This window comes from Streptomyces sp. PH10-H1, from assembly GCF_030063355.1.
GTDB lineage: Bacteria > Actinomycetota > Actinomycetes > Streptomycetales > Streptomycetaceae > Actinacidiphila.
This window is the reverse complement of record NZ_JASISZ010000004.1, coordinates 126253-137328: the sequence shown is the minus strand read 5'-3', so window position 1 is coordinate 137328 and position 11076 is coordinate 126253. Positions and strand designations below refer to the sequence as shown.

The 11076-nt window shown below is 69.8% G+C and carries 9 protein-coding genes and 1 pseudogene; 5 read left to right on the top strand and 5 right to left on the bottom strand.

The window, feature by feature from the left end; genetic code table 11:
* Positions 1-22 precede the first annotated feature (22 nt).
* Positions 23-826, top strand: coding sequence for an arylamine N-acetyltransferase family protein (locus QMK24_RS04435; protein WP_283463770.1), 804 nt, complete (start codon positions 23-25; stop codon positions 824-826).
* Between the two features lie 94 nt (positions 827-920).
* Complete coding sequence (locus QMK24_RS04430; protein WP_283463769.1) at positions 921-2090, top strand: amidohydrolase; 1170 nt, start codon at positions 921-923, stop codon at positions 2088-2090.
* 21 nt (positions 2091-2111) lie between these two features.
* On the opposite strand, the gene aroA is transcribed toward QMK24_RS04430, so the two are convergent.
* The 5 genes from aroA to QMK24_RS04405 all read right to left on the bottom strand — a co-directional run bounded on the left by aroA (position 2112) and on the right by QMK24_RS04405 (position 7727).
* Positions 2112-3347, bottom strand: a complete 1236-nt coding sequence (aroA, locus tag QMK24_RS04425) for a 3-phosphoshikimate 1-carboxyvinyltransferase (RefSeq protein WP_283463767.1) — start codon at positions 3345-3347, stop codon at positions 2112-2114.
* Between the two features lie 90 nt (positions 3348-3437).
* Positions 3438-4622, bottom strand: coding sequence for a cytochrome P450 family protein (locus QMK24_RS04420; protein ID WP_283463766.1), 1185 nt, complete (start codon positions 4620-4622; stop codon positions 3438-3440).
* 101 nt (positions 4623-4723) lie between these two features.
* Positions 4724-5347, bottom strand: a complete 624-nt coding sequence (locus QMK24_RS04415) for a bifunctional 4-hydroxy-2-oxoglutarate aldolase/2-dehydro-3-deoxy-phosphogluconate aldolase (protein WP_283463765.1) — start codon at positions 5345-5347, stop codon at positions 4724-4726.
* A 220-nt stretch (positions 5348-5567) separates the two neighbouring features.
* Positions 5568-6377, bottom strand: a complete 810-nt coding sequence (locus tag QMK24_RS04410) for an AIM24 family protein (protein WP_283463764.1) — start codon at positions 6375-6377, stop codon at positions 5568-5570.
* A 63-nt stretch (positions 6378-6440) separates the two neighbouring features.
* Positions 6441-7727 (bottom strand): ROK family transcriptional regulator, encoded by a 1287-nt coding sequence (locus QMK24_RS04405; RefSeq protein ID WP_283463762.1) that lies wholly within the window; start codon positions 7725-7727, stop codon positions 6441-6443.
* 248 nt (positions 7728-7975) lie between these two features.
* Between QMK24_RS04405 and QMK24_RS04400 the strand changes: the two genes are divergently transcribed.
* The 3 genes and pseudogenes from QMK24_RS04400 to QMK24_RS04390 all read left to right on the top strand — a co-directional run bounded on the left by QMK24_RS04400 (position 7976) and on the right by QMK24_RS04390 (position 11074).
* Positions 7976-9298 carry an ABC transporter substrate-binding protein gene (locus QMK24_RS04400; protein WP_283463760.1) on the top strand — a complete coding sequence of 441 codons (1323 nt, stop codon included), beginning with the start codon at positions 7976-7978 and terminating at the stop codon, positions 9296-9298.
* Between the two features lie 5 nt (positions 9299-9303).
* Positions 9304-10212, top strand: a pseudogene (locus tag QMK24_RS04395) (carbohydrate ABC transporter permease); the annotation flags it as partial.
* Positions 10205-11074, top strand: a complete 870-nt coding sequence (locus QMK24_RS04390; RefSeq protein WP_283463757.1) for a carbohydrate ABC transporter permease — start codon at positions 10205-10207, stop codon at positions 11072-11074. The pseudogene QMK24_RS04395 and the gene QMK24_RS04390, both read left to right, overlap by 8 nt.
* Positions 11075-11076: the final 2 nt, after the last annotated feature.

The following is an 11076-nucleotide window of genomic DNA, read 5'->3' as shown; positions in this document are numbered from 1 at the left end:
ATCACTGCGGCATAACTGCCCCATGGACGCTTCTCAGGCCGACGCCTATCTCTCGCGCATCGGGGCCGACCACCCCGCCGTCACCGACGCCGCCGCGCTTCGCGGACTCCAGCTGAGTCATCTCCTCACCGTGCCCTTCGAGAACCTCTCGATCCATCTCGGCGAGGACATCGTGCTGACGGAGGAGGCGCTCCTCGCCAAGGTGGTCACCGCCCGGCGGGGCGGCTTCTGCTACGAGGTCAACGGCGTGTTCGGCGCGCTGCTGACCGCGCTCGGCTACCCCGTGAGCCTGCACGGCGCCCGGGTCTTCGGCGCCGACGGAATCCTCGGCCCGCCCTTCGACCATATGGCGCTGCGCGTCGACGCCGCCGGCCCCTGGCTGGTGGACGCCGGCTTCGGCAAGTTCAGCCACCACCCGATCCGGCTGGACAGCCGCGAGGACCAGCACGACCCCGGCGGTGTCTTCCGCGTCGTCGATGCCCCCGAGGGCGACCTCGACATCCTCCAGGACGGCGAACCGCAGTACCGGCTGGAGCAACGCCCCCGCAAGCTGCGCGAGTTCGAGCCCACCTGCTGGTGGCAGCGCACCTCCCCCGCGTCCCACTTCACCCAGTCGCTGGTCTGCTCGATGCTCACCGCGACCGGCCGGATCACGTTGAGCGGCCGCTCCCTCATCACCACGGAGGGGGAGGAGCGGCAGGAACGGGAGGTGCCGCAGGACGGGCTGCTCGCCGCCTACCGCGAGCACTTCGGCATCGGTCTGGAACGGCTTCCGGTGGACCCGAAGAGCCCGGACGACAACACCGGCCCCGGTGCGGAGAACTGACGCACCCTCGAAGAGCCCTCCGGGAACGGAATTTACCGCGGTCCGGCCCTGATAAAGTCCTGCCACTCGTGACCTCTGAAACTGGATATTGTTGATGAATCCCGACAGGTTCGACCGCCTGGTGCAGATCCGCCGCCACATCCACGCCCACCCGGAGACGGCGCGGCAGGAATTCGGCACCACCGCCTTCATCGCCGAGCAGCTGACGGCCGCGGGTCTCACACCCACCGTCTTTCCCGGCGGCACCGGCCTGTACTGCGACATCGGTGACGGCCGCGGCCCGGTCGTGGCCCTGCGCGCGGACATCGACGCGCTGCCCGTCGCGGACGAGAAGGAGGTCCCCTACCGGTCGACCACGCCGGGGACCTGTCACGCCTGCGGGCACGACGTGCACACCACGATCATGCTCGGAGTGGCGCTGGAGCTCGCCAAGGCGCCGGAAGCGGTCGAGGGGCGGGCGCGGTTCATCTTCCAGCCCGCCGAGGAGGCCGTGCCCAGTGGCGCCCACGACGCCATCGCGGCGGGTGTGCTCAAGGACGTCGCCGTCATCTACGCACTGCACTGCGATCCCGCGGGCGAGGTGGGCCGGGTCGGCATCCGCACCGGTCCGATCACGTCCAGCCTCACCGCGTTCGACATCGAGATCGCGCGCCCGGCGGCCGGAGGCGAGCCCGGAGTGCCGCCCACGGACCTGGTGATGGTCATGGCCAAGCTCATCACCGACCTCCCGACCGCCCTGCAGAACGCCCTCCCGGCCGGGGCCGCCATGGTCGCCTCGGCGGTCTTCGGGACGGTGAACAGCGTCCCCGCGGCCGACGGGCGGCCGGGTCATGTCACGTCCCAGGGGACGGTGCGGTCCCTGAGCCGGGAGGCGTGGGCGGCGGTACCCGAGCTCTTCGAGCGGTTGGCCACGGCGATCGTCTCACCGTACGACGTGACGTTCAGCGCCGAGTTCAACCAGGTGGCGCCCGCGGTGACCAACGACCCGGACGCCATGCGGGTGTTCGACGCGGCGGTCTCGGCGGCGCTCGAACCCGGCGCGCGCTACGAGACCCCGCAGAGCCTCGGCGGTGAGGACTTCGCCTGGTATCTGGAGACCGTGCCCGGGGGCCTGGCCCGGCTCGGGGTGCGGCCGCGGGGCAAGGCGACCGCCCACGACCTCCACACCGGCAGGTTCGACGTCGACGAGGAGTGCATCACCGTCGGCGTGGATCTCATGCGGGAGACGCTGCGGCTGGCCCTCCTCGAATACAGCGGGCGCTGAGCCGGGTCGCCCCGGAGCAGGTCACACGCCCCATACGCGGCGCTGCGCCGCGAACGCCTCATGGAACCCGGGGAAGGTCTTCTTCACGCAACCCGGATCGTCGAAGGTGACGCCGGGGGTGCGCAGTCCGGCGACGGCGAAGCTCATGGCGATCCGGTGGTCGCCGCGGCAGGCGATCTCGGTGGGCGCGGGCGTGCCGGGGTGGATCTCGATCCAGTCGCGGCCGGTGTCGACCCGGATCCCCTGGCGGCGGAGGTTCTCGGCGCAGGCGTCGAGGCGGTCGCACTCCTTGACCCGGGTGTTGTAGACGTCCTCGATCCGCACGGGGCCGTCGGCGAAGGGCGCGATGGCGGCGAGCGTCGGCATGGTGTCGGAGATGTCGCGCATGTTGACGGTCACTCCGGACAGCCGGCCGGTGCCGGTGACCGTGGTGGCGTCGGCGCCGGTCCCGACCTCGGCGCCCATCTCCCGCAGGATCTCGACGAAGCGCAGATCGCCCTGGAGCGCGTCCGCGCCCAGTCCGGGGACGGTCGCGCTCGTGCCGGTGAGGGCAGCGGCAGCGAAGAAGTAACTGGCGGTCGAGGCATCGGGCTCGATGTCGTAGTCGGTGGCGCGGTAGCCGCCGGGCGGGACGATGAGCGTGTCGCCCTCCTTCCGCACCTCGACGCCGAAGCTCCGCATCATCGCGAGGGTGATCTCGACGTACGGGGCGGAGACGAGGCCGGTGACGCGGATCCGCAGCCCCTCGGCGGTGAGCGGGGCGACGAGGAGCATGGCGGTGAGGAACTGCGACGACAGGCTCGCGTCGAGTTCGAGATCGCCGCCCTTGATGCCGCGCGCGGTGACGGTGAGCGGGAGGTGGCCCTCGGCCTCCTCGTGCCGCAGCTCGACGCCCAGGGTGCGCAGGGCGTCGGTGAGCGGGGCGACCGGCCGGCGGCGCATCTGGGCGGAGGCGTCGAAACGGAAGGTGCCGTGTCCTGCGGCGGTGAGCGCCGGGAGAAAGCGGGCGGCGGTGGCCGCGTCACGGCAGTACACATCGGCCCGGTCGACGGAGGGGCCGGCCGGGCGGCCCTGGATCCGCCACACTTCGGGGCCGCGCTCCACGTCGTAGCCGAGACGTGTCAGCCCCTCGGCGAAGCCGTCCGTGTCGTCGGAGAGCAACGGCCGCCGGAGTGTGGTCGTGCCCTCGGCCGCGGCCGCCAGGAACAGCGCTCTGGCGGTGACCGACTTCGAACCCGGCACGGCGACAACGGACACTTCAGGCCTCCCGATATGACTCAGACGCGCGTCAGCGACGCTGCTGAAGCCTTGATCGGGACCGATTCTAGGGCAGGTCCAGGGCAGGCCTCAGTAGCGCACCGGCAGCCGGTGGACGCCGCGGATCAGCATGCCCGGGCGCCAGGACAGGGTGGCCGGGTCCGTGTCGAGTGCCAGGTCCGGGCAGCGCTCCAGGAGGGTACGGACCGCGGTCCTGCCTTCGATGCGGGCCAGCGGAGCACCGAGGCAGTAGTGGATGCCGTGGCCGAAGGCGACATGCCCCTGCGCGGAACGGCGGATGTCGAAGCGGTCGGGCTCCTCGAAGCGGTCCGGGTCGCGCCCTGCGGAGGCCAGGGCGACCAGGACCGGCGCGCCGCGCGGGATGACGGTGCCGCCGATCTCGACCGGCTCGATGGCGAACCGCCAGGTGGAGGTCTCGACGGGCCCGTCGTACCGCAGCATCTCCTCGATGGCGCCGTCGAGGAGCGCGGGGTCGGCGCGCAGCGCGGCGAGCTGGTCCGGATGGCGGAGCAGGGCCAGCACACCGTTGGAGATCAGATTGACGGTGGTCTCATGGCCGGCGACGAGGAGCAGGAAGGCCATGCCGACGAGTTCATCGGCCGACAACTGGTCGCCGTCCTCGTCCGTGGTGCGGATCAGGGCGCTCATCAGGTCGTCGGCGGGGGCGCTGCGCCGTTTGTCCTCGATGAGTTCCACCAGATACGCGCCCATGGCCTGTACGGCGGCGGCCTCCGCCTCCGCGCCGGACTGCCCGACGATCACGTTGGACCAGTGACGGAAGGCCTCGCGGTCCAGCGACGGGACGCCGAGCAGTTCGCAGATGACGGTCATCGGCAGCGGGAAGGCGAGGGCGTCCACGAGGTCGGCGCGGCCCAGCGGCAGCATCGCGTCGAGGAGTTCATCGGTGATCTGCTGGATACGGGGACGCAGTGCCTCGACGCGGCGGGCGGTGAACTCCTTGGCCACCAGTTTGCGCAGCCGGGTGTGCTGTGGCGCGTCCACCTCCAGCATGTTGGCGCTGACGGCTCCCAATTCTCCGTCCGGGTCCACCGTCCGCCAGCTCTTGCTGAACCGGGGGTCGGCGAGCGCCGAGCGCACCGCCTCATGGCCGACGACGAGCCACAGCTCGCCGTTGTCGACGGTGAGCACCCGGTGGACCGGGCCCTGTTCACGCAGCTTGGCGTAGATCGGATACGGGTCGGCGGTGAACTCGTCGCCGTAGGCGGTCAGATCGACGATCCCAGAGATGCCCATACGCTCCTCCTGCCGAGGCCGGTTTGCCCTGCTCCGCACAGTAACCGCCCTCCGGCGGACGGCGCCTCCCTCTCACGGAGGAGTGGTTGCCCGGGGCATCGTCAGCGGGCGTCCGCCAGGCGTGCGAGCAGTTCGGTGAGGCGTTTGGCGACGGTGTCGCGGTCGCCTTCGGTGAGTGCCGAGTCCATGCCGACGGCGACGGCGCCCGCGGCGATCCAGTCAGATGCGCTGTCGACGGTGACTCCGCCGCTGGGCAGCAGTGCGGCTTGCGGCAGGGCGGCGCGCACGTCCTTGAGCCAGCCGGGATCGTAGGCGGAGGCGGGGAAGAGCATGAGCGCGTCCGCTCCGAGTTCCATGGCGCGGACCATCTCGGTGGGGGTCGCCACGCCCGGGAAGACGGGGATGCCGTAGCGGTGACCTGTCCGTATGACCCCTTCGTCCAGACTCGGCGAGACGAGGAAGCGGGCTCCGGCGTCGATGGCCATCCGGGCGGAGGTCGCATCCAGTACGGTGCCGGCGCCGATGATCGCGTCCTCGCCGACCTCGCGTACGAGGGTGGTCACCGCTTCGAGGGCGAAGGGCGTGGTGAGTGAGACCTCCAGCGTGGTCAGCCCTGCGGAGAGCAGCATGTCGGACACCGCGGCGGCCTGGTCGTAGCTCTCGCTGCGGACGATGGCGAAAACCCGCTGGGCCAACGCGGCCCGGGTGATCTCCCAGCGGTACACGGCGGATCGCCGTCCTTCCCGGGTGCTGTGAACTGGCGTGCCTGGGTGCTGTGAACTGGCGTGCGATGGGCGGGGTCAGCGGGCGGGGACCCACCTCACTCAGCATCTCCTGGAACGCTATCGGTTGCCTCTGACATCGAAGCCCTCGGTGAGGACGGCTTATCCGGTCTGTGACACGCGAAAGCGCGGGGGCCGGAACCAGCCCTGGCGGGCAACCCGGTCAGCCGACGCCGGTGGAGAACAGCCCGCCCGTCGGACCCTGCTTGTCGCCGCCCTGGGCCTTCCTCAGCGCGTTGGCCAGACCCTCGAGCGTCATCGACTGCAGGATGACCCGGCCGTCGCCCTCCAAGGTGGCCAGCGACAGTCCCTCGCCACCGAAGACCGCGTTCATCAGGCCCTGGCGGTTGAGCCCACCGATCCGCTGGACCCCGTACAGAATGCCTTCCTCGAAGGCCACGATGCAGCCGGTGTCGACCTCGATCCGGCCGCCGAAGTCCGCCGGGTTGAGGTCGATGAAGTTCCCCGCGCCCGCGATGATCACCGTGCCGTGCCCGGTGAACTTCTCCAGGATGAAGCCCTCGCCGCCGCTGCGGCCGGTGCGGCCGCCCTGGAACGCGATGCCGAACTCGACGGTCGACTCGGCGGCCACGAAGGCGTCCTTCTCGGCGAACCAGGCGCGCACGCCGTCCAGCTCCAGGGCCCGCATCTCGCCGGGCAGCACCCCGGCGAAGCCGACGGTGCCCTCGCCGCCGGAGGCGGAGAAGTACTGGAAGGCAAGGCTCTCGCCCGCCAGCGCCCGCTGGCCGGCCTGCATGGCGGTGCCCATGGCCTGGCGCAGCATGCCGCCCATGCCGCCGGCCGCGCCGCCGCCCGGCGGAGCGCCGCCCGGCCCGGACAGCCGGGTCTCCATGGAGACGTTGGACGTCTTGAACAGGAACTTCCCGGCCTCGCAGTACACCGTCTGACCTGGCTGAAGGGTGCACACGGCCATCTGCATGGCATTGCCGACGATCTGCTGCTGCAGGGTCACAGCGGGACTCCTTGACGAGGCGGGGCGCGACGAAGGGGGAGCGGAATGACGCGCTCCCTTTCGTCAACGTACCTCCAGCCGGGCCTCCCGGACGATTGCGTTCCGGTTCCAGGGCGCGCCCCCGGAATCGAGCAGCCTGGCGAGCGGCAGGGTGGCCGCGCCGACAGTGACCGCGTCGGGTCCCAGGCGTCCCATCTCGATGGAGGTCTGGGCGATGGGATGGCGCAGCGCGTAGGCCACGGCCGCCTCGCGGACGGCGGGCAGCAGCCGGGGGCCGATCATGAGTCCGGCCCAGCCGCCGATCACGATGCGCTCGGGGTTGAACAGATTCACCAGGTCCGCGATGCCCGCACCCAGGTACTCGGCGGTCTCCGCCAGCAGCGCGGCGGCGGCCGGGTCGTGGTCGGCGGCGGCCAGCAGGGCGGTCAGACCCGCCTCCTCGCTCTGTCCCTCCGGAGCCTTTCCCCAGCGTTGCAGCAGTGCCTCGGCGCCGACGTACGCCTCCAGGCAGCCGCGGGCGCCGCAGCGGCAGAGCCGTCCGCCGACCTGGAGCGTGGTGTGGCCCCACTCCCCCGCGCTGCTGGTCGCTCCCCGGTACGGCTTGCCGTCGGCGACCACGCAGGCGCCGACGCCGGAACCGATCAGGGCGATGACGGCGCTGCCCGCGCCGCGTCCGGCGCCGAACCACATCTCGGCCTGGCCGAGCGTCTTCGCGCCGTTGTCGATGTACAGCGGGAGATCGGTGCCGGTCCGCAGCAGGCGGCCGAACGGGACGGCGTCCCAGCCGGTGGTCTGGCCGTGCACGATGATGCCCTCGCCGCCGCCGGGGTCGCCGCCGGTGGCGTTGGCGCCCGTGCTGTTGGCGCCGCCGCCCTGCTCGACGATGCCGGGCACGCCGACGCCCACTCCGAGCACATCGCTCTCGGAGATGCCCGCGTCGCGGACGACGGCCGACAGACCGTCGAGAATCAGCCGCACGACATGGCCGACGTCGTGTCCGCTGTCGGACAGCGGGAGGTCGGCGGCGGCGAGTTCGGTGAGGGCGAGGTCGAAGAGCTCGACCCGGACCCGGGTTTCGCCGACGTCCACCCCGACGACACAGCCGTAACCGGCGGCGACCTTCAGCAGGATCCGCGGCCGCCCGCCGTCGGAGTCGACGGAGCCGGCCTCCTCGACCAGTCCGTCGGCGATCAGATCGCCGACCACGTTGCTGATCGATCCGGCGCTGAGCCCGCTGTCCCGTCCCAACTCCTGGCGGCTGAGTGGTCCTTCGAAATACAGGTGGCGCAGCAGCGCCGACCGGTTGCCGCGCCGCAGGTCACGCACGGTTCGCTTGCCTCGATCTGCCATCCGGTCCTCCTCCCCTGGCTCCCCGGCTGAAATCTATCGGTGCGCGAAGTCTTGACGCCACCTTTTCTCACAAGTTAAATCACGCCCTGAATTAAGACACCGCACACGTTCACTTCTTGAACCGATCCAGACCCGATCCAGACCCGTTCCAGACGCGTTTCCGACCCGTTCCCGACCTGATCCCGACCTGATCCCGACCTGATCCAGACCCGTTCCCGTAGCGATCCCACCCCTGAGAGGGGACCGTCATGCGTACCTACCACCGGGCAGTCGCGGCCACCGCCATCGCCGCAGCGATGGCACTCACCGCCTCCGCCTGCGGCGGCGGCACCAGCAGCAGCGACAGCGGGGGCAACACCAGCCCCAAGACGCTGACGTACTGGGCCAGCAACCAGGGCACCAGCCTGGAGAACGACAAGCAGGTCCTGGAGCCCGAGCTGAAGAAGTTCGAGCAGCAGACCGGGATCAAGGTCAAGCTCGAGGTGGTCCCCTGGTCCGACCTGCTCAACAGAATCCTGGCCGCGGCCACTTCGGGCCAGGGGCCGGACGTACTGAACATCGGCAACACCTGGTCCGCATCGCTCCAGGCCACCGGGGCACTGCTCCCGTTCGACGCCGCCACGTTCGCGAAGATCGGCGGCAAGGACCGCTTCGTCTCCGCCGCGCTCGCCGCCGCGGGCGCCCAGGGCAAGGACCCGGCCGCCGTCCCGCTGTACTCCCTGGCCTACGGGCTCTACTACAACAAGAAGATGTTCGCCGACGCGGGCATAGCGGCCCCGCCGACCACCTGGGACGAGCTGGTCGCCGACGGCAAGAAGCTCACCAAGGGCGGCAAGTTCGGCCTCGCCGTCGAGGGTGGCAACGGCTCGGAGAACATCCACCACGCCTTCGTTCTCGGCAAGCAGCACGGCTCGGACTTCTTCGACGCCTCGGGCAAGGCCACGTTCGACACCCCGGAGAACGTCGCCGCCGTCAAGCAGTACATCGACTTCATCGGCAAGGACAAGATCGCGGCACCCGGCAACGCCGAGTACTCCGCCAACCAGTCCCTCACCGACTTCGCTACCGGCAAGGCCGGGATGCTGATGTGGCAGGCCGCCGCCTCCTCGCTGAAGTCCCACGGCATGAAGCCCGAAGACTACGGCGTCGCTCCCGTGCCGTTCCAGACCGCGGCCGCCACCGGCGCGACCGCCGTCAACTCCATGGTCGCGGGCATCAACCTCGCGGTCTTCAAGAACTCCAAGAACCTCGACGGCTCGCTGAAGTTCGTCAACTTCATGACCAGCCCCGCCGAGCAGAAGATCCTCAACGCCACTTACGGCTCGCTGCCGCCCGTCAAGGAAGCGCAGAGCGACCCGGCGTTCGCCACCCCCGACCTCAAGACGCTCGCCGACGTCCTCGCCAAGAGCGCCGCGCCGCTGCCGCAGGTCCCCAATGAGAGCCAGTTCGAGACGCTGGTCGGCACCGCGATGAAGGAGCTGTTCGCCCAGGCCGCGTCCGGCAAGGACGTGACCACCGAGAACGTGAAGGCCGCCCTCACCAAGGCCCAGCAGCAGATGCCCGCAGCGTGATCGCGCGTCTGCGCCGGATCGGCCTCCCCTACCTGCTCCTGCTCCCCGCGCTCCTGCTCGAACTGCTGATCCACCTCATCCCGATGATCGTCGGCATCGTCATGAGCTTCAAGCAGCTGACCCAGTTCTACATCCGCGACTGGGGCACCGCGCCCTGGTCCGGCCTGGACAACTACCGCGTGGCGGTGAACTTCGACGCACCCGTCGGCGAGGCACTGCTGCATTCGTTCTGGGTCACACTGTGCTTCACCGTCCTCGCCGTGGGCCTGTCCTGGCTCATCGGCACCGCGGCGGCGATCCTCATGCAGGACGCCTTCCGCGGCCGGGGACTGCTCCGGGCGATCTTCCTCGTGCCGTACGCGCTGCCGGTCTACGCGGCCGTCATCACCTGGTCGTTCATGTTCCAGCGCGACACGGGCCTGATCAACCACGTGATCCACGACCAGCTGCACCTCACCTCCGAGCGGTCGTTCTGGCTGATCGGCGACAACAGCTTCACCGCCCTCGTCACCGTCTCCGTATGGCGCTCGTGGCCGTTCGCCTTCCTGTGCCTGATGGCAGGACTGCAGAACATCCCGCGTGAGCTGTACGAGGCGGCGGCGATGGACGGCGCGGGCGTCTGGCAGCAGATCCGCCGGATCACCCTGCCGTCGCTGCGCCCGGTCAACCAGGTGCTGGTGCTGGTGCTCTTCCTGTGGACGTTCAACGACTTCAACACGCCCTATGTGCTGTTCGGCCGAACGGCGCCGGAGGCCGCCGACCTGATCTCCATCCACATCTACCAATCGTCGTTCGTCACCTGGAACTTCGGCGCCGGCTCGGCGATGTCCGTACTCCTGCTGCTGTTCCTGCTGGTCGTCACGGCGGTCTATCTGCTCATCACCTCCCGCAGGAGGGATGCCGCCGATGCGTAGGCCTCCCGCTCCCGCTTCCCCGATGGCCCAGCCCAAGTCGTTCACCTGGACCCGGCGGATCTTCCTCACCGTGCTCACGGTCTTCACGCTCACCCCGGTGTACGTGATGCTCAGCTCCTCGCTGAAGCCGCTGAGGGACGTGCAGGGCTCCTTCCAGTGGATCCCGAGCGGCTTCACGCTCCGCCCGTACATCGACATCTGGCACACGGTCCCGCTCGCCCGGTACTTCGTGAACTCGCTGATCGTCTCGGTCAGCGCGACCGTGGCCTCCGTCACCGTGGCGGTCTTCGCCGCCTACGCCGTCAGCCGCTACCGCTTCAAGGGCCGCAAGTTCTTCACGGTGACGGTGCTGTCCACCCAGATGTTCCCCGGCATCCTCTTCCTGCTCCCGCTCTTCCTGATCTTCGTCAACATCGGGAACTCGACGGGGATCGCCCTGTACGGCAGCCGCGGCGGTCTCATCCTCACCTATCTGACGTTCTCGCTCCCCTTCTCCATCTGGATGCTCGTCGGCTACTTCGACTCCATCCCGCGCGATCTCGACGAGGCCGCGCTGGTGGACGGCTGCGGCCCGCTCGGCGCGCTGTTCCGCGTCGTCGTCCCGGCTGCGGTCCCCGGCATCGTCGCGGTGTCGGTGTACGCCTTCATGACGGCCTGGGGCGAGGTGCTCTTCGCGTCCGTCATGACGAACGACACCACCCGCACCCTCGCCGTCGGCCTGCAGGGATACGCCACCCAGACCGACGTGTACTGGAATCAGGTCATGGCCGCCTCACTCGTGGTGAGCGTGCCCGTGGTCGCCGGATTCCTGCTGCTCCAGCGCTATCTGGTCGTCGGGCTCACCGCCGGCGCCGTCAAGTGACC

Coding starts and splice junctions, on each gene's coding strand:
- QMK24_RS04435 (WP_283463770.1), top strand. CDS start 23: ATGGACGCTTCTCAGGCCGACGCCTATCTCTCGCGCATCGGGGCCGAC.
- QMK24_RS04430 (WP_283463769.1), top strand. CDS start 921: ATGAATCCCGACAGGTTCGACCGCCTGGTGCAGATCCGCCGCCACATC.
- QMK24_RS04420 (WP_283463766.1), bottom strand. CDS start 4,622: ATGGGCATCTCTGGGATCGTCGATCTGACCGCCTACGGCGACGAGTTC.
- QMK24_RS04405 (WP_283463762.1), bottom strand. CDS start 7,727: ATGGCAGATCGAGGCAAGCGAACCGTGCGTGACCTGCGGCGCGGCAAC.
- QMK24_RS04400 (WP_283463760.1), top strand. CDS start 7,976: ATGCGTACCTACCACCGGGCAGTCGCGGCCACCGCCATCGCCGCAGCG.
- QMK24_RS04390 (WP_283463757.1), top strand. CDS start 10,205: ATGCGTAGGCCTCCCGCTCCCGCTTCCCCGATGGCCCAGCCCAAGTCG.